This window comes from Streptomyces sp. OfavH-34-F (assembly GCF_022347745.1).
GTDB lineage: Bacteria > Actinomycetota > Actinomycetes > Streptomycetales > Streptomycetaceae > Streptomyces.
On record NZ_JAKRGC010000023.1, the window covers coordinates 22,143 to 41,589 of the forward strand.

General features: G+C 69.6%; 11 protein-coding genes. 6 read left to right on the plus strand and 5 right to left on the minus strand.

Annotated features, from left to right (window positions below; translation table 11 throughout):
• Nucleotides 1-3 precede the first annotated feature (3 nt).
• Entirely contained in the window at nt 4-3,171 is a 3,168-nt protein-coding gene (locus MHW47_RS06985; RefSeq protein WP_239221748.1) for an FG-GAP-like repeat-containing protein, read from the minus strand.
• A 610-nt stretch (nt 3,172-3,781) separates the two neighbouring features.
• Here MHW47_RS06985 and MHW47_RS06990 point away from each other — a divergent pair.
• The 3 genes from MHW47_RS06990 to MHW47_RS07000 all read left to right on the plus strand — a co-directional run bounded on the left by MHW47_RS06990 (nt 3,782) and on the right by MHW47_RS07000 (nt 13,316).
• Nucleotides 3,782-10,966 carry a ricin-type beta-trefoil lectin domain protein gene (locus tag MHW47_RS06990; RefSeq protein WP_239221758.1) on the plus strand — a complete coding sequence of 2,395 codons (7,185 nt, stop codon included), beginning with the start codon at nt 3,782-3,784 and terminating at the stop codon, nt 10,964-10,966.
• 218 nt (nt 10,967-11,184) lie between these two features.
• Entirely contained in the window at nt 11,185-11,559 is a 375-nt protein-coding gene (locus MHW47_RS06995) for a hypothetical protein (protein ID WP_239221749.1), read from the plus strand.
• Nucleotides 11,560-12,455: 896 nt separating this feature from the next.
• Nucleotides 12,456-13,316 carry a hypothetical protein gene (locus MHW47_RS07000; protein ID WP_239221750.1) on the plus strand — a complete coding sequence of 287 codons (861 nt, stop codon included), beginning with the start codon at nt 12,456-12,458 and terminating at the stop codon, nt 13,314-13,316.
• A 64-nt stretch (nt 13,317-13,380) separates the two neighbouring features.
• Here the strand turns inward: MHW47_RS07000 and argG are convergent, their stop codons facing one another.
• Entirely contained in the window at nt 13,381-14,826 is a 1,446-nt protein-coding gene (gene argG, locus MHW47_RS07005) for an argininosuccinate synthase (protein ID WP_239221751.1), read from the minus strand.
• Nucleotides 14,827-14,980: 154 nt separating this feature from the next.
• Between argG and MHW47_RS07010 the strand changes: the two genes are divergently transcribed.
• The gene (locus MHW47_RS07010) at nt 14,981-15,454 is read left to right on the plus strand and encodes a DUF4396 domain-containing protein (RefSeq protein WP_239221752.1); all 474 of its coding nucleotides are present in this window, start codon (nt 14,981-14,983) and stop codon (nt 15,452-15,454) included.
• A gap of 13 nt (nt 15,455-15,467) precedes the next feature.
• Here MHW47_RS07010 and MHW47_RS07015 read toward each other — a convergent pair whose 3' ends face one another.
• Entirely contained in the window at nt 15,468-16,112 is a 645-nt protein-coding gene (locus MHW47_RS07015) for a dihydrofolate reductase family protein (RefSeq protein ID WP_239221753.1), read from the minus strand.
• A 106-nt stretch (nt 16,113-16,218) separates the two neighbouring features.
• Between MHW47_RS07015 and MHW47_RS07020 the strand changes: the two genes are divergently transcribed.
• Nucleotides 16,219-16,902 (plus strand): IMP cyclohydrolase, encoded by a 684-nt coding sequence (locus MHW47_RS07020; protein ID WP_239221754.1) that lies wholly within the window; start codon nt 16,219-16,221, stop codon nt 16,900-16,902.
• Between the two features lie 31 nt (nt 16,903-16,933).
• Here the strand turns inward: MHW47_RS07020 and MHW47_RS07025 are convergent, their stop codons facing one another.
• Both MHW47_RS07025 and MHW47_RS07030 read right to left on the minus strand, forming a co-directional pair.
• Nucleotides 16,934-17,806, minus strand: coding sequence for an MBL fold metallo-hydrolase (locus MHW47_RS07025; protein WP_239221755.1), 873 nt, complete (start codon nt 17,804-17,806; stop codon nt 16,934-16,936).
• A complete protein-coding gene (locus MHW47_RS07030) occupies nt 17,803-18,972 on the minus strand; it encodes an indoleamine 2,3-dioxygenase (RefSeq protein ID WP_239221756.1) in 1,170 nt (389 codons plus the stop codon). The genes MHW47_RS07025 and MHW47_RS07030 overlap by 4 nt, the downstream gene beginning before the upstream one ends.
• Nucleotides 18,973-19,105: 133 nt before the next feature.
• Between MHW47_RS07030 and MHW47_RS07035 the strand changes: the two genes are divergently transcribed.
• Nucleotides 19,106-19,447: GntR family transcriptional regulator (locus tag MHW47_RS07035; RefSeq protein ID WP_374230058.1), on the plus strand; the 342-nt coding region annotated here is incomplete at its 3' end.

Here is a 19,447-nt window from a genome sequence, read left to right on the forward strand (position 1 = left end):
GGGTCAGCCGAAGGCCCTGACGTTCTCCCATCCGCCGTAGATCACGGTCTTCGCCGCGGGGTTCGTATTGGTGGCGGACGGGTGGTAGACCTTCACCGATCCATCGGCGGTGAACCGTGCCCAGATGTCGGGGATGCGGTCGCCGTTGACGTCCGGGATGCCCATCGCGATGTCGATCTTGGCGCCGGTCCACCCCGTGCCGTACGAGGTGTCCTTCCCCTCGCGGGAGGCGGCGGCCGTCTTCAGGGAGTTCAGGTCCACGCCGCCGGAGACCGCGCCGGCCTTGCCGTGCCGGATGTACATGTTCCCGTTGGACGTGTTCCGCCACAGGAGGTCGGGGGTGCCGTCCAGGTCGATGTCGGCGACGTTGACGATGTCACGCGGCTCCCACGCGGTGGCGCTCAGCTGGACCGCTTCCTGGAAGGTGCCCCCGGTGTAGCCGAGCAGCACCCAGAAGGCGTCACCGGTGCGCAGGAACACCTCGGGACGGCGGTCGCCGGTGACATCGCCGACGGCCTTGAGCTGGACCCAGCTCGCCGGGTCGGGGGCGCCGGCGGGCAGCCGGACCTCCATGCGCTTGCCGACGTCGAAGCTCCCGTAGCCGTCGCCGGGGTAGAGCCAGAACCCACCGTCCGGGGTGCGGGCGAACAGGTCGGTGACACCGTCGCCCGGGTACGCGTCGGCGTAGTGGGTGATCAGCGCGGCCTTGCCGGTGGCGAGGTCGTACCAGTGCCCGGTGGGATTGAGGCTCCCGTCGGAGGTGTAGCCGGCCGCGAGCGAGGTGTAGAGCTCGCCGCCGGACAGGCCGGGGTAGGAACGGAGATCGCCGCTCGGGTTGATGGTGAGCAGGTCGGCGCGCCCGTCACCGCTGAGGTCGCCCGGAGCGTCCTCGGTGTCCCGCGGCGGAACGTAGAAGGTGTAGTCGGTGGACTCCTTCGACTTGTTGCCGACCGCGTCGTAGGCGTAGACGCGCATGCTGTTCGGCCCGGCGGTGGGCGGGGCCAGGGTGAGGGTCAGTACGCCGACGGGGTTGCCGCCCTCGTCCGTGGCGGCGGTGGCAGCCTTGTCGATGTAGTCGGCCCCCGTGAGGGTGTAGGAGAACTTCACGGCACCGGGCGAGCTGAAGGTGAAGACCCCGGGCGTGCCGAACTTCTTCTCGGACCAGGTCAGACCGTCCGGCGTGGCCTCGGGGAAGTCCACGCTGGCCACGTCGGGGGAGGGTGGCGCGGAGCCGTCCACGGTGAACTGACAGGGCTGGTCGCCGGGCGGGAAGTAGGTCGAGACCGCGCCCGCGCTGTCCTCCGACCGGACGTCCCACTTGTAGGTGGTCTTGTCGGCGAGGCTGCTGGAGGGGATCGTCAGCGTCGCCTTGCCGCTGCTGTTGGGGGTGACCAGGGTGCCGGCGGGGGCGGTGGCACCCGACTTCCACCAGCGGAAGCGCAGCTTGGAGAGGTTGCCGTCAGGGTCGGTCGCGGTCGCCGACAGCACGATGTTCGTCTTGGCGACGGCCCGGCTGGCCGGAGCGGCCAGACAGGCGCCGCCCGGAGTGGTGGTGCCGCCGGTCGGCTCCTTGGGCTTGCGGTTGTAGTCCACCTCCAGGACGGCCGACTCGGCGTGGAACTTGCGCCAGGTGTAGACGCTGGTCTCGGTGTTGGCCCGCATGCCGAGCGTGAGGGTCGAGGCGCCGTTGTCGGCCGCGTACTGGGCCCCGGCCCGCACGTTCCACTTGACGTAGTCGTCCGAGCAGGAGCTGTTGTAGCCGTGGGCGAATGACTGGGACTGCAGCAGCGACGACCAGCTCGGCTGCTTGTTCCAGGTGGTGCCGGAGGAGATGGCCCCGGTGCGGTAGAGGTGGAACTGCCGGACCTCGCACGACCACGCGTGGTTGTTGAGCACCTTGAACGTCGCCGAGGTGATGTCAGCGCCCTTGAGGACGCTGGAGAAGTTCATCGCCCAGAACGAGCGTGCCAGTCCCTTGGTGTCGCTCTCGTAACCGACGCGGGCGTCCGAGGTGCCGGAGCTGAAGTTGGTGCCGTTGTAGAAACTGGAGTTCGGGTACGGCTTGTAGGCGACGGTCCAGGACTTCGCGGGCGGCATGATCGACGGGTCGATGAACAGCGGGTAGCGCACGGCGTCGTTCTGCAGCAGGCCGGTGCCGGCCACGTCCAGAGCGAGTCGCACACCGTTGTCGTCCTCGTGGACAGCGGTCCGCAGCAGGCTGCTCTGCGCACCGGGCTCGATACCGCCCAGACCGGACAGTGCCAGGACATCGTCACTGGTAGCGGTGGCGGTGTGCGCCTCGGCGCCCGGCTCCAGTTCGGGGTCGCGGCCCGAGGAGTCCCAGGCGAATGGGGTCGGCACGGAACCTATCTCCCGGCCCTTCTTCGAGTCGAGCACGCGGAGGGTGTCGGTCGTGGAGTTGTGCTCGAACCGCGCGGTCGCGGACCGCAGACCGAAGGTGAGGGTCTTCAGCTCCTCGTTCCGCGCGGCCTCGGGCGTCTTGACGATGAGCAGTTGGGCGAGGCCGCCCTCCTCGCGGGCGACCAGCAGCAGATCGACGCCCGGGAAGACCTCCTGGTACAGAGCCCGGGGGCCGTCGAGCACTGGTACGGGCAGCGGTCCGGGCCAGGTGTAGGCCACGGTGTGGCCCTCCAGCTCGACCTCGGCCAGGATGCTCTCCCCGGCTGCGGGCGTGTCCCGGCGGAAGCCGCGGTCGGCTCGCTCGGTTCGGCTTCCGGCCGCGAAGCGGACCGGTGTCACCGCGTTCGCCGGGGCGATGCCGTCCTCGGTGCGGCGCAGCGTCGTGTCGATCGGGGCCCACTCGCCGTCGGCGTTCCTCGCCCGTTGCGGGGTGGCGTGGATCTGCTGGCGCATCTTTCCGCCGGGCAGCGCCCAGGTGAGCGTGGTGGCGGTGGTGGCCGCCTCGACGAGGACCTTCTTGCCGGTGCGGCGGGCCGCGTCGATGGCTTCCGCCTCGGTGCGTGGATGGTCTCCGGCCTGCGACGCCTTCGTGCCGGCCCCTCCGGACCGGGGCGAGGCGTTCCCGCCGCCGGGCCAGCCGGTGAGCAGCGGGAGCAGGGACGCGGTGAGCGCGGCCACGAGCAGGCCGAGGGTGACGGACAGCCGTGTGCGGCTGCGCACGAACGGTCTGAGCGGGCGTGGCACGGTCACGGGGTTCTCCGAGGGGACCGGACGGATGGGCGTGTTGCTATGTCGGAATCCCGTCCCCGACGAGTGCGGGTACAGGCGCCCGCACGATCGCATGCGATCCGGTCAACCATCCAGAAGTAAAAACTTATGGGTTCGTGATCAACACGCAGCGTGGCAGGTGTGAGGGAGGGGGTCGGTCGCCACCCCGCGGCCATCCGGGGTGAATCGCTCCGGAGTGGTGTGCCGTGAGGGAAAGATCCCCTTCGGTTGGTTGGGGAGGTTCAAGATCCATTTCGACTGTGGTGAGAGTCACAGGTGACGCGTGTCAGTCACGCTCCGTGTCTTGATCATTCTTTGTATTTCCTGTGAAGATTCCCGGCGCGCGCGCCCACATCGGGGCGCTGCTTGGCGTTCCCAATGTCCGCCGTCCTATGCCCGAGGTGGGAGTCGACGCATGCGTGCAGCAGGTCCGGGGTCCTGGTGGGAGCCCCGCCGACCGGCCTTGTCCGGAAGAAGCCGACGGAGACGCCGGCATCTCCGTACGGCCGTGGTCGTCTCGTTGGCGTCGGCGCTCACCTGGGGGAGTCTGACGCTGGAGGCCGTTGCCCTCCCGCCGAAGCCCCGTCAGGAAATGGCGGTCCAGCTCCCCGACCTGCCGGAGAGCACGCGGACGGACCAGGACGACAGCGCGGAGAAGCACCTGACGACCGCGCCCGAGCAGGACACCACTCCCTATGCCCCGCAGGCGGTGGAGGAGTGGTCGCCGGGCGTGGGCACCGCCGATCTGACGGACGTGCAGCCGGGGCAGACGGTCCCGGTGGAGAACGTACCGACGATCTCGCTCGGCGTACCCGAGGAAGGTGATCCGGCGGCGCTGGCGGGTGAGTGGACCGTCGACCTGAAGGCACCGGAGGACTCGCAGGCCGCCGAGGTCGACGGGCTGTTGATGGAGATCACCCCGCCGGCCACCGCCGACCCGGAGGCCGAGGTCACCGTCGGGGTCGACTACACCTCGTTCGCCGACCTGTACGGCCCCCAGGCCGCCGACCGGTTCGGCGTCGTCCTGCTGCCCAACTGCGTGGTCGACGCGCCCACCGAAGGCGATTGCGCTCCCGACGAGTCGGCGGAACCGGCGGACGGCGCGACGGCCTCGGCGCAACCGCTGGCCAGCGAGATCGAGGTGGTCCGCCCGAAGGCCACCGCCAAGCTGCTCGCCGCCGCGGAGAAGCAGGGCGAGACCTTGCGGACCCGCAGGGTGGTCTCCGCCTCGGTGCCGGTGTCCGAACTCCTGGGCTCCGGCGCCGCTCCCGAGGCATCCGGCGCCATGCGGGCGGCCGCGTCCGGGGAGACCGGCTCCCGCGCCGTCGGCGTGCTGGACACCGGAGCCTCGGCGGCCGGTGACTTCACGGCCACTCCGCTCCAGTCGTCCGGCTCCTGGGCGGCCGGATCGTCCTCCGGGGCCTTCACCTACGGCTACCAGGTGCAGGTGCCCGAAGCGGCGGGCGGCCTGACTCCCCAAGTGGCCCTCTCGTACTCCTCCCAGTCGGTGGACGGCCGCACATCGGCCACCAACAACCAGGCATCCTGGATCGGTGACGGCTGGGACTACAACGCCGGCTCCATCACCCGGAGCTACGCCTCCTGCCGCCAGGACGCCAAGAAGGCGGGCGCCAACAACGCCACTCACAAGACGGGTGACCTGTGCTGGGGCTCGGACAACGCGACCCTGACGCTCGGCGGAACCACGACCGAACTGGTGTGGGACACCGACCAGAAGAAGTGGTTCACCGCCAACGGCGACGGCTCCCGCGTCCAGGTCGTCAAGGACACGTCCAAGGACAACAAGGACGCCGACGGCGAGTACTGGATCGTCACCACCCGAGACGGCACCAAGTACCACTTCGGCCTGAACCGCCTGCCGGGCTGGACCACGGGCAAGCCGGTCACCAACTCCACCCTGACCGTCCCGGTGTTCGGCAACCACGCGGACGAGCCCTGCTACAAGGCCGGTGACTGGAAGGGCTCCGAGTGCAAGCAGGCGTGGCGGTGGAACCTCGACTACGTCGAAGACCTCCACGGCAACGCGATGTCCCTGTGGTGGAAGAAGGACGCCAACTACTACGCCCGGAACTTCAACTGGAAGGCTCCGGTCGCGTACGACCGCGACGGCTACCTCCTGCACATCGACTACGGCCAGCGCAAGGACACCCTCTTCTCCGCGCCGGCTCCCGGCCGCGTCGCCTTCGAGGTAGACGAACGGTGTTATGCCGAAGGCTCCCTCACTTGCAGCCAGGCCAACTTCACGTCCAAGGACCCGGGCAAGTACCGCATCTGGTACGACACCCCGGCCGACCTGCGCTGCACCGCGGGCAAGATGTGCTGGAACGCCGCACCGTCGTTCTGGTCCACCAAGCGCCTCGACTCGATCCGGACCTTCGCGCAACGGCGCACCGACACCACCGAGCGCCAGCTGGTGGACCGCTACCAGTTGAAACAGTCCTTCCCCTTCCTGCGGACCGGCCCGAACACCGCGCTGTGGCTGGAGACCATCACCCGTACCGGCTACGCCCGCAACGGGGAGACCGACGCGAAGGTGCAGCTGAACCCGGTCCGGTTCGAAGCCAACGTGGACGACATGCCGAACCGCGTGATGCGGGGCGCCGACGACCCGCGACCGGGCTTCTCCCGCCTGCGCATCGGCCGGGTGATCAACGAATACGGCGGCGAGACCGTCGTCAGCTACAAGCAGCCCGCGGGACAGTGCGCCACCGGCCAGGACCTGCCCGGCAAGTCGGACAAGGCCGCCCTGAAGAGCAACACGCGCCTGTGCTACCCCGTCTTCTGGCACCCGGACCCGGAGAAGGAGGACATCGACTGGTTCCACAAGTACGTGGTCCACGAAGTCGAGGAACTCCCCAACGTCGCCGGTGCCTACTCGACCAGCACCAAGTACACCTACGGCACGGCCGGCTGGAAGATGGCCGACCAGGAGTTCACCAAGAAGTCCACGCGTACCTACTCGCGTTTCGCGGGCTTCGACCGGACCACCGTCATCACCGGCGCCGACGACAAGGCGATCGGCAGCAAGCGGACCAAGGCCGTCACCCGGTTCTTCCGCGGCATGGGCGACGACGTGGCGGTCAAGGACATCACCGGCGCGCACATCGCGTACGACCGTGAGCCGTTCGCCGGCCGCATAGCCGAGGAACTCACCTACGCCGAGGCCACCGACGCCGACACCGCCTGGAAGACCCGGTCCGTCACGGTTCCCGAGGCCACCGAACTGGCATCCCGCACCCGGGGCGACGGTCTCGACCCGCTGAAGGCATGGCGGGTCACCGAGCCCCGTCAGCTGGCCTACAGCAAGGACGGCCAGGGAACCGTCCACACCTCGGAGACGAAGACCACCTACGAGTCCACGTACGGCCTGCCGGTCCGGATCGAGACGCTGGAGGACGCGGCCGACCCCGGCCTCCTCGGGGACGTCTCCTGCACCGACCTGTCCTACGTCCACCGCACGGACAAGAACCTCATCGGTTTGACCAAGCAGACGCTGAGCTCCGCCACCTCCTGCTCCTCGGCGAACTTCACCGACCTCGCCTCGCTCGCCTCCGGTTCGCGCACCGCGTACGACGGTGGTGGGTACGGCGCCTCGCTCGGCGAATCCACCCGGGGCCTGGTCACCCAGACCTGGTCGCTGAAGGCGGACGGGTCCGGCTTCCAGTCCGACGGCACGGTCGCGTTCGACTCCCTGGGCCGGGTGGTGAAGACCACCGACCCGGACGGTAAGTCGTCCACCACGTCCTACGCGATGACCAACGGCCAGACGTTCGGCGTCACCGAGACGAACTCCCTGGGCCACAGCTCCATCCAGGAGATCGAGCCCGGCCGCTCCACCGCGACCACGAGCACCGACGCGAACAAGCACGTCACCCGGTTCGTGTTCGACGCGCTGGGCCGGATCGTCGAGGCATGGGCACCCGGCCGTGACCCCGCGTCGTCCGCGGTGCCGGACTTCGCCGCCGAGTACCACATCTCGAAGAACGACCCGGGAGAGGAAGACCGGTTCCCGCCCTACGTCGTCACCAGGAGCCGCGGGCACAAGGATCGAACAGAGACCTCCGTCACGATCTACGACGGCCTGGGCCGCGAACGCCAGTCGCAGGAGGAAGCGACGGGCAGCGGGCGGCTGATCACCGACACGCTGTACAACAGCTCGGGCGAGGTCTGGCAGACGAACAACGCCTACCTGGCCACCGGTACGCCGAGCGGCCGGCTCTTCACCCCGCTCGCCGACACCGTCGTACCGAACGCGACCCGTTACACCTACGACGGCCTCGGCCGCGTGCTGACCGAGCTGCCGATTCTCAACGGCAGCGAGATGCCGGCTCGCGCCACCCGCTACGAGTACGGTGCCGACTGGTCCACGGTCATCAACCCCTCCGGAGCCGCCTCCTACCGGGTCCGGTCCGACTCGATGGGCCGCACGACCCAGGTCGACACCTTCACCGACGCCGAACGGACCGAGTACACCTCGGTGAAGTACCAGTTCGACGACCACGGCCGGCTGGCGAAGGCGTACAGCGCGCAGAACCCCAAGCGGAGCTGGACCTGGAAGTACGACGGACGCGGCCGGATGGTCTCCGCCACCGACCCGGACGCCGGTACCACCACCACGACGTACGACCACCGCGACCGCCCCGTCACCACGACCGACGCCCGCGGGGTCACCGTCTGGACCAAGTACGACGAGCTGTCCCGTCCCACCGAGCAGCGCCTCGACGGCTCCACCGGCGACCTGCTCACCCGGAGCACGTACGACACCGCGCCCGGCGGCAAGGGCCTGCCGGCCACCGCCGTCCGCGTCACGGACGGCCAGGAGTACACGATGTCGGTCGGCGGATACACCGCCGACTACCAGCCGCGCTCCACCACGCTGTCCCTGCCGGACGCCCTCGCCACCACCTGGGGCCTGCGGAAGTCCTACACCTCCACGTACAACTACAGCGACACCGGGCTGCTGCTGGACGCCACCCTCCCCGCGGCGGGGGCGTTCGACAGCGAGAAGCTCGTCGTCCGCTACAACGAGGACGGGCTCCCGCTCTCCGTCTCCGGCAAGGACTGGTACGGCTCCGAGGCCAGGTACTCCCCGTACGGCCAGCTGCTGCGCGCCACGCTGGGCGCCCAGCCGCACCGGGTGTGGGCGCTGTCGAATTTCGACGACGCCTCCGGCGCCCTCACCGACCAGCAGGTGTACCGGGAGCAGAACGGCGACACCTCCCTCGTCGCCGGCAAGCTCGCCTCCCACCGCTCCTACTGGTACGACGACGCGGGCAACGTCACCGGCATCCGGGAGCGTTCGACCGGCATCCAGGAACGCCAGTGCTTCACCTATGACCCGATCGGTCAGCTGACCGAGGCGTGGACCTCCGCCGACCTCGGCAGCTGCGCCGGCGGCCCGGTCAAGCCGGGCGGCACGCTCAACGTGACGGCCGGCCCGGACGACTCCGGCTACTGGCAGCGTTACGAGTACGACCTGCTGGGCAACCGGACGAAGCTCACCGAGAAGGACCTCACCGGCGCCACCGCCAAGGACACGGTGACGACGTACGGCTACGGGAAGGCGGACGGCTCCCAGCCGCACACCCTGACCAAGGTCACCAAGAAGTACACCGCCCCGTCCGGTGCCCAGGTCACGGCCGAGGCTGAGCGGCTCTACGAGCTCACGGGCGCGACCAAGCAGGTCACGTCGCTGGGGAACGGCGACACCCAGGACATCAGGTGGACCTGGGACGGCCAGGTGGAGCGCCTCACCGGCCAGGGCAGCGGCGGCAAGACCTCCTACGTCGGCCTCGGCGGCAAGTGCCTCGACCTGAACGGCGGCAAGCCGGAGGAGAACCGGCCGGTCAATCTGTACTCCTGCAACGGAGCGGCCTCCCAGAAGTGGTCGTTCCAGGTGGAGCCGGGGCAGTCCGATCCGAACCTGGGCACGCTGACCTTCCACGGCGACACGTGGTGCGTCGCGCCGGCCGCGGCCGGCGCGGGAGCCGGTATGCGGATCAACGCGTGCGACGGCTCCGCCGGCCAGAAGATCAAGCGCAACGCGTCGGGCCAGCTGGTGCACGTCGCCACCGGCCTGTGCGTCGCGGTCCAGGACGGCTCCACAGCCAACAGCGCCTCCACCGTCCTCACCACCTGCGCGGCCGGTTCTGCCGCGCAGAAGTGGGAGGCACAGAACGAGACCCGGTACATCTACGGTCCGGACGGCAGCCGTCTGCTGACGGTGCAGGGCAAGCAGGCCACGCTGCACCTGGCGGAGACCGAGGTCACCACGCAGGCGGCCGGCAAGCTGGTCTCCACCCAGCGCAATTACGCCGCCCCCGGCGGCAGCGTGCTGCGGCACCAGTACGGCTACCAGACGACCAGCACACTGGCCGCGGAGGTCGGTGACCACCAGGGCAGTACCTATGCCGAGGTCGCCATGACCGACGGGATGCCCGTGCGGGTCCGCAAGCAGGACCCGTTCGGCAACGAGCGCGGCGCCGCCGCCTCCGGGACCGGTCCGCGCAACCGGGCCGGCTTCCTGGGCGTGTCCCCGGACGACGCCTCCGGCTACACGCAGCTGGGCGCCCGCATGTACGACCCGGCCGTCGGACGCTTCCTGTCGGCGGACCCGGTGCTGGACCTCGCGGACCCGCTGCAGGCCAACGGGTACGCCTACGCCCACAACAACCCGGTCACGCTCTCTGACCCGACGGGTCTGGCGGTCTCCCTGACGGCCTCTGAGATGGCCGCGGCCCTGGCGGGGGCGGGGCTGACAGCTGCACAGGTGTCCCAGGCGAAGTCGACCATGGGAACGAGCATCACCTCGGTGATCCTGTCAGTTGCCTGGGATCAACTGGGTGGACTCATCGGTAAGGATGATGCTTTGGGCTGCTTCGGGGGGAGCGTGAAATCCTGCATCAGTCTCGTTATCAGTGCGACTCCTGTGGGAAAGCTCGGCCGCCTTCCGTCCGCAATCAAGGCCGTACACCGTACAGCCAAGGCTATCCAGGCACTCAACAGGGCCAAGAAGAAGGCCGAAAAGGTGATCGCCGCGGCCAGAGCTGCGGAGAGGAAGGCGATCGCCGCGAAGAAGGCGGCGATTGAGAAGGCCAAGAAGGCGGCACAGGCCGCGAAGAAGAAGGCGGCGGAGAAGAAACAGACAACCAGCAACAAAGCGGTCAACGAGACCAAGAAAACCGGTAACCCGGTTCAGAAGCGGGCTCAGGCTGATTCGGCTCCGAAGGTTGCTTCCACTTCGGCCACCCACAAGAGCTCCGCCGGTGGTAAGGCAGGTTCCGGGAAACCTGGTGGCTCGGCCGGTGGTTCCTCACGGAGCAAGGGTGGCAGCAGCGGAGACGGCGGCGCCGGCAAGGCGAGTCGTGGCAGTGATGAGGGATCAAGCCTCTCCCGCTCTAGCGGGCGTCCCGATAATGAGGAAGTTTTCGCCGGGCATGGTGACTGGTCGTTGAGGGACGGCTGGACGAGAATTCCCGAAAATACCTCTCTGGCTGTGTACGGGGAAAAGGGGCGCACGATCAGTGATTACACCGGTTTCCGAGTGGAGGTGGGAGATCCCTCGGTTTTGCCCACCCGGGTCTACGGTCCGGGGGAGTGGGTAAGGAATTACCAGCTTCATCCAGTCACTCCGGACCTGGTGGTACACAGTGCATCCACTACTGTGGACGCCAGAACGTCGCTGTCCGGTCTCCTGCGTCCAGGCATGGGCAGGGTGCATTGGGCGGCTTGCTTGGGAAGCAAGAGGCCATCGTGACCTACTATCGCGACCTGTCGCCGTACACGTATTCAGAATCTGCGATTCCGAATCGCAATGCCGGTTGGCTCGGATGGGGGCGCCCCTTCCGGAGAGGGGAGCTCCCTGGAGGATTCCTCGAATCACTAGGGCGTCATGTGTTGATTCCGAGGAGTAAAACAAGGGGGTTTCATTCCTGTCGCCATTACGGGTGTCTCCGTAAAAGCAAGAACGGCGTCATGGCTGAAATCGGTGGCGCATCTGTCGCGCTGGGAAGTGCTGAGATTCATGTTTTCGTCGAGAGTGGGGAATGTTTCGCTTCGCCCGACCTCATCTATCATTACGTGGAGAAGCACGGATACCTGCCTCCTGACGACTTCGTCAGAGCTATCACGAATGGATTGTCTGCGGCTGCGAAGCGCAGCGTAGCGACCAGGCTGCGGTCCATTGCGTTTGATGCGTCGAGGGTTGAGGATCGCGTTGATGCGGTAGCGGATCTCTTTGCTTGGGTGCCGGAGTGCGCGGCGGAACTGGCGACAGAGCTGATTGAGTTGCCAGAGTGTGATCCGTACGCGCGTGTGAAGTTTCAGGAGTTGCTTGAGCACCGACGATGAGTTGGGAGGGGCCCAGACCGGCGGTGCTGCGTCGTGCTGTCCTGCTCCAGCGCGGTCCAGCATTTCGTCCCGCGTCCGAGACTTCGCCGTGCGAGGCAATCGCTTCGGCGCTGATTTTCGGGCGGGGACCGATCAGGCCGGTGAAGCCGGACGTGAATGTAGACGGTGACGGTGACGCCGATCTGGGCGTGGTCGAGGAGCTCCTTGATCACGGCGAGTACGACTCCCTGCTCCGGGAACAGGTAGCCGGTGGAGTGCCTGATCCGGTCGAAGCGCTCGCCGACGGCATGGGGCGGGGATCTTCAGGAGGTCCTCGGTGAGATCTGGGAGACGGACGCGGGCGCCTGACTGTTCAGGGTGGCGGCAGGCTCGGTGGGCCAGGATTCTTCGGGGTGCTGGATGGGCCGGAAAGTCGTGTCTTCCCCAGGGAAGATCGGCACGCCGGATGACGGCCGGGTGTGGCCAGACGTTGTCCGGTGGCATGGGGCTGTCGGACTCGGGTTCGAGGAAGATCACGTACTGGGCCGGCCACCAGGCTTCGGCGAAGTTGTGTGACGTCCGGTTCCTGGCGGTCTGTCAGGCGGCAGTGCAACTTGAACGTGACAGGAGCGGACTTCCAGGATCATGGAGTTCTCCCCGCCCCGTGATCCGAGTGGAAGACCGTGCCTGCCGACGCTTGTCGGCCGCGTTCTTGCGGGTGGTGCCGTGTGTCCGGCCTCGATGGCGCGCGTGCAGCCCAGGCCCGAGCTGACCGAGGCACGGCCACCCTGCCGGTCCTTCGAAGGCTGCCGCCGGCCGTACCGGGGGCAGGGGGAAGATCACATACTGGTGGGGCCGCTGTCCCGGGGGTTCGGGTGGGGCGGTGTGTCTTTCATCCACGCAGCGACGAGGTACGTATGAGATCAGGCAGAACCGGCGCCGTGGCCGCGCTCGTGGGGGCGCTGGCCCTCTCGGCGCTCACGGCACCGACGGCGCGGGCCGCCGACACGGGGATCGAGGTGTCGCGGATCGTCATCAACGGGGGGAAGCCCCTGGTGGTGGGCGCCATGATGAAGGAGGAGCCCGCGGTGACGTTCCGGATCACCCTTCCTCCCGGCTACACCACGGAGGACCCCTTCGCGTACGACGGGGAGCCGTTCCTCTACCGCGGGAGCACACCGGCCAGGGGCTACGACGAGGACGGGCTCCGGATGGGGCTCTACACCTGCTACGAGACGGCCCGCCGGATCGCGGACTGCGAGGGAACCCTCTCGTTCGACCACTTCCAGTACCGGCTGAGGTCCAACAGCGACGCGACGACGTGGAAGATCGGCGTCATGAAGCGCCTCTGGAAGGACAGCGGAGGTCTCCTGGCCGAGGAGTACCGGGACACGTCCGCACGCGTCCAGGTCAAGCGCTACGCCAAGGCCACCGTCGACGCCGGGCCGGAGCCGGTGAAGAAGGGGAAGCCGATCACCGTGACGGGAAGCCTCAAGCGGGCGGACTGGGTGAAGCACACGTACACCGGGGTCGCGGACGCGGCGGTCCGGTTGCAGTTCCGGCCGAAGGGGACCACCTCGTACAGCACCGTGAAGACGGTGCGGTCCAGCTCCACGGGCGCGCTGAAGGCCACCGTCACGGCGACGCTCGACGGTGACTGGCGGTGGAACTTCGCGGGCTGGTCCACCACGGGCGGCGCCGTGTCGTCCGGCGACTACGTCGATGTGAGCGGTGCCGGCGGGATCGTCCGGAAGATGAGCGCCCACCGGAGCCGGTGACGCGGTACGGCGAAGGGCCGGGCGCCCCCCTCGGGGGTGCCCGGCCCTTGCGTGTGCCGGGGGGTCAGTCCGTGCCGGACTCCATCGCGGCGCGGTCCAGCATCTCGTCCTTGTCCGAGACCTCGCCGCGGGAGGCGATCGCTTCGGCGCCGCCCTCCGGGAGGGAGCCGATCAGGCCCGTGGCGGCGGCCTGGGCCGCGCCGATGGCCGGGCTGGCGTTGCCGATCATGCCCAGGCCCGCGTACTGCTCCAGCTTGGCGCGGGAGTCGGCGATGTCCAGGTTGCGCATGGTGAGCTGGCCGATGCGGTCCACCGGGCCGAAGGCGGAGTCCTCGGTGCGCTCCATCGACAGCTTGTCCGGGTGGTAGCTGAACGCCGGGCCCGTGGTGTCGAGGATCGAGTAGTCCTCGCCGCGCCGCAGCCGCAGGGTGACCTCGCCGGTGACGGCCGTGCCGACCCAGCGCTGGATCGACTCGCGGACCATCAGCGCCTGCGGGTCCAGCCAGCGGCCCTCGTACATCAGCCGGCCCAGGCGGCGGCCCTCGTTGTGGTACTGGGCGAGGGTGTCCTCGTTGTGGATCGCGTTGACCAGGCGCTCGTACGCGGCGTGCAGCAGGGCCATGCCCGGCGCCTCGTAGATGCCGCGGCTCTTGGCCTCGATGATCCGGTTCTCGATCTGGTCGGACATGCCCATGCCGTGCCGGCCGCCGATGGCGTTCGCCTTCATGACCAGGTCGACGGCGGTCTCGAACTTCTCGCCGTTGATCGTGATCGGCCGGCCCTGGTCGAAGCCGATCGTGACGTCCTCGGTCTCGATCTCGACCGACGGATCCCAGAACCGCACGCCCATGATCGGGTCGACGGTCTCCACGCCCGTGTTCAGGTGCTCCAGCGTCTTGGCCTCGTGCGTGGCGCCCCAGATGTTGGCGTCGGTGGAGTACGCCTTCTCCGTGCTGTCCCGGTACGGCAGGCCGTGGGCGACCAGCCACTCCGACATCTCCTTGCGGCCACCCAGTTCCGTCACGAACGCGGAGTCCAGCCAGGGCTTGTAGATGCGCAGGTGCGGGTTGGCCAGCAGGCCGTAGCGGTAGAACCGCTCGATGTCGTTGCCCTTGTACGTCGAGCCGTCGCCCCAGATCTGGACGTCGTCCTCCAGCATCGCCCGGACCAGCAGCGTGCCGGTGACCGCGCGGCCGAGCGGCGTCGTGTTGAAGTACACCCTGCCGCCCGAGCGGATGTGGAACGCCCCGCACGTCAGCGCGGCCAGGCCCTCCTCGACGAGCGCGGCGCGGCAGTCCACCAGCCGGGCCAGCTCGGCGCCGTACGCCTGGGCGCGGCCCGGCACCGACGCGATGTCGGGCTCGTCGTACTGGCCGATGTCGGCGGTGTAGGTGCACGGGACGGCACCCTTGTCGCGCATCCACGCGACCGCGACCGAGGTGTCGAGGCCGCCCGAGAAGGCGATGCCGACGCGTTCGCCGGTGGGCAGGGAGGTGAGGACCTTAGACATGGGAAGAGTATGCATCTTCTCGCATGGTCATGCAACGTGGATCGAACAACCCGTGGAAAGAGGCTGCGGGAATACCCCTAGGGGGTATACGGTTATGGGTGTGCGGCCGGGACATCCGTCCCGTGACCCGCTCGCACCGACGGAGGGAAACGCGATGGACCACGCACACGCTCACCACGGCGACCACGCGGGGCACACCTCCTGGCGCATGGCCGCGCAGGCCACCCTCCACTGCCTCACCGGCTGCGCCATCGGCGAGATCCTGGGCATGGTGATCGGCACCGCCGCCGGGCTGCACAACGGCGCCACCGTCGCCCTCTCCATCGCCCTGGCCTTCGTCTTCGGCTACGCGCTCACCATGCGCGGCGTCCTGAAGGCGGACGTGCCCCTGCGGCAGGCCCTCAAGGTGGCGCTCGCCGCCGACACCCTGTCGATCGCCGTCATGGAGATCATCGACAACACCGTCATGGTGACGATCCCCGGCGCCATGGACGCGGGCCTGTCCAGCCTCCTGTTCTGGGGCGCGCTCGCCGGCTCGCTGGCCCTCGCCTTCGTGATCACCACACCGTTCAACCGGTGGATGATCGGCCGGGGCAAGGGCCACGCCGTGGTGCACGCCTACCACTGAGGGGCGTACGGGCTCACTTGCGCCAGAAGAGGTGGTGCGTCACCCCGCTCGGGCTCGGTACGACGTCCAGGTGGAACCGGTCGCGCAGCTCGTCCGGGGACTCCCACAGCCGCAGCCCCGACCCCAGCTCCACCGGGGACACCGCCACGTGCAGGGTGTCCACCAGATCCGCGTCCAGGAACTCCCGGACCGTCGTCACCCCGCCCCCGAGGCGGACGTCCTTGCCCTGCGCCGCCTCGCGCGCCCGGGCGAGGACGTCGGCGGGTTCGCCGGACACGAAGTGGAACGTGGTGTCGGAGAGCGTGATCGAGGGGCGCTCGTGGTGGGTGAGGACGAACACCGGGGTGTGGAAGGGCGGTTCGTCGCCCCACCAGCCCTGCCACTCGTAGTCCGTCCAGGGTCCGCGCTGGGGGCCGAACTTGTTGCGGCCCATGATCTCGGCACCGATGTTGTGCGAGAAGTCCCGCGTCATATAGTCGTCCAGACCCCGGCTGCCGCCCGGCTCGGTCCGGTTGGGCCAGCTCGCCGTCGCCCCGGCCCAGGCGAACATCCTGTCGGGATCGACATGGCCGAAGGGCCGCTCCAGGGTCTGGTCCTCGCCGGCGGCGACACCGTCCGCCGAGACGTTGAAGTTCTGCACCCGCAGCAACTGGGCCATGGGATTCCTTCCGGTCTTCCGCTGATGACGAAAGGATGACCCATCGGGCGGCCCCGACTCATCGGCACGCCCCGACGCGACGAAGGAAAAGAACGGACGTGGCACCATGACCGACCTCACCGGCCTGCTCGCCGGCAACCGCTACCCGGGGCGGGGGGTGCTGTGCGCCCGTACGCTCGCGGGCGACGTGTACGGCGCCTACTTCCTGACGGGCCGCAGCGCCGCGTCCCGCGAGCGCACCCTGCTGCCGCGGGGCGACGAGCTGGTGGTGGCCCCGGCCGCCGCGACCGAGCACGACGCGCTGCGCCACTACGTCGCCGCCCGGCGGACCGCGGACTGGCTGGTGTTCGGCAACGGCGAGCAGGTGTCCACCGTCGCGGACCGGCTGGACGCGGGGGCGTCCGCCGCCGACTCGCTCGGCGACCTCTCCTACGAGCCCGACCCGCCGATCCTCACCTCGCGGATCACCGCGCTCCTCGGCGTACGCGCCCCGCACCCCGTCGTGTTCGGCGCGGCCCGGCCGAGCCGGTCGTCCCGGACCAGCGCCAACGTGATGACGCTGGCCACCGACGAACTCGCGCCGGGCGACGCCGTCCTGCTGACCACCTACGTGTCGGACGGCGTGGACGTGGCGACGGCCCCGCCGTACACCGAGGCCCGCACCGGGGCCCGCAGCGCGGCGGAGCTGCTCGACGAGGTGTGGTCCTCGCTCAGCGCCGACCACCGGATCGCCGCCGCCGTGCTCGACCCGGCCGAGGGCCCGGCGGGGGCCCTGCTGCGCTCCGCCTGACGCGAACCGGGCCGGCGGCCGGCCGGGCGTTCTACCGGGGCGGTTGTTCCGCCGGGCCGGTGAGGAGGGAGGCCGCCGCCCGGACCGCCTTGTGGTGGCAGGCGCGGTAGAACGCCCTGGCCCGGTCGGACAGTTCGGCGGTATCCGGGAACACCGCCTCGAACTCCGGGCCGCCGGCGCGCACGGCGTCCGCGTACCGGCCCGTCAGGCTCGCGAAATAGCGCAGGTTGCGGTCGAGCAGCGCCGGGTCCGTCGTACCGCCGTGGCTGGGGAGCACATGGTCCGGCGCCAGGGCCCGCAATTGGTCCAGCGAGGCGGTGAGCCGCGCCAGCGACGACGCGTCGCCCTCCCACAGCTCGGGCAGCGGGTCCTCGGCGGCGTCCCCGGCCAGGCACACGCGCAGTTCCGGAATCCACACGGCGACGTGGTCCGGGGTGTGGCCCGGGGTGTGCAGGAGTTCCAGGGTGAGATCGCCGCCGTCCAGGGTCAGCGAGGTGTCGAACGTGACGGTCGGGGCGACCAGCCGCACCCGGGCGAAGCGGTCGTCCGCCGCGCGCTTGTCGCGCAAGGTCCCCAGCGCCTCCGCCGAACCGGCGCGGGCGGTGGCCGAGCGGTGGCCGATGACCGGCGCCCGCCCCTCGACGGCCGCGTTGCCCCACACGTGGTCCCAGTCGGCGTGCGTGTTCACGACCAGGAGGGGGCGCCCGGCGGCCTCATCGGCGATCAGGTCCAGGGCCTGCTCGCACAGTTCGGGCGTGGCGAGGGTGTCGATCAGGGCGACGAACCGCTCCGTGCGGACGACGAAGGCGTCGACCTCGTCCGGTACCCGCAGCGCGAAGATCCGGGGATCGACGCCGGGCAGCGCCCGCCGGTGGACCCGGGGACGGGCCGGCGGGGCCGTCACGGCGCGCCGATGCGGTGGGCGCGCACCGTGTCCAGATGGCCCTTGAGGTACCGCATGAAGGGCGTGCCGCCGGTGCCCACCGAGTTGGAGTTGGCGGCGGACCGCTGCGCCTGCTTGTGCACGTACATCGCCGCGTACCGCAGATGCAGCTCGCGGAAGTCGGCCATGGCCGCGACGCACGCGTCGTAGGCGTCCACCGCCCCGGCCGGGCGGTGGCGCAGCAGGAAGCCCCGCAGATCGACCCGGGGCCCCACCTTCTCGATGAACGCCCGGTGCCCCGGCGGGATGTAGGCGCGCAGCGCGTGCATGTACGCGGCGAGCGGGTCGTCGTCCCCGGCCAGGCCGAGGACCTCGTCCAGGAACGGGATGATGGCACTCTGCGCGCCGGTCTCACCGCCGAACCGCTGCGGCCTGCCGCCGTAGGCGTCCACGCCCTCGTAGACGAGCCCGTCCGGCAGCGCCGGGTTGTTGTCCCAGCCGAAGAGGAAACTGCGCACGCGGTGGTAGTAGACGTACGGATCGCAGCGCTCCGGCATCCGCGCCAGCGTGCCGCTCATCACGCCGAGCCCCGCGGCGACCTCGCCCAGGGCGTGGGCGAGGGCGTCGCCGTCGTCGTCGAGGACGGCGTCCTGCGCGGCGAGCGAGGCGCGGAGCACCGGCGCCGCGGCGGCCTCGATCGCCACGTGGACCAGTACGAACCAGTCGTCGTCCATCCCCCCGAGGAAGTCCTGGAGCCGGTACAGGTTCCCCAGCTCGATCCGCGGATCGTCGGTGAGGCGGCCCCAGTTGTGCAGCTGCTGGGTGGCGTACGACAGGATCGGCGGCCGGCCGAGGAGCCCGGCCGCCCGGTGCCAGGGCACCGCGATGTTCGCCGGGCAGACCGTCGCCGGGACCTCGCCGCCGAAGACGTACGCGTGGCCGAAGTAGGACAGCAGCAGCATGGCCCGCTCGCGTTCCGCCGGAGCGGTCAGCGTGCCCGGGTCGAGCGGGGCGACACCGGCCAGCAACTCCCGGGCCCGGCCCGCCGCCAGATGCTTCGGCAGCTCCGCGCCGATCTCGTCCCACTCCGCGAACCGGCCCGGCAGCCGGGTCAGCGGGGCGGCGTCGGGCAGGAAGCCGTTGCGCTCGCTGACCCCGTACTCCTGCGGCGACACCCTGGCGCCCATGCCGTCTCCACCCTCCGGGACCGGCGCCCCCCACGGCTCGGTACGCCGTCGCCTCGAAGCGCCGAACGCCGAAGCTACCCTCGGAATGGACCTCGACCAATGGCCAATAGAAGGCAGACCGAAGATGCCACCTGTGGACCGCCCGTTACCCGCCCAACGGGCCAAACCCCATCTGGCCGTGCCGGTCGCCCTCGACCGCGACGGCGGCCGGCCCCTGGTGGCCCAGCTCGTCGACGCGCTGCGTGAAGCGGTGTTTTCCGGGCTGTTGCCGCCCGGTGAACGGCTCCCCTCGACCCGTACGCTCGCCCAGGACCTCGCCGTGTCCCGCACGGTGACCGCCGAGGCGTACACCCGGCTGGAGGCCGAAGGGCTCCTGGCGGGCCGCACCGGCTCCGGCACCTACGTCGCGCGGCTCAACCGGGCGGCCAGACGGGTGGGCGCGACCCCGGCGACCCCGGCGGCCCCGGCCCCGGCC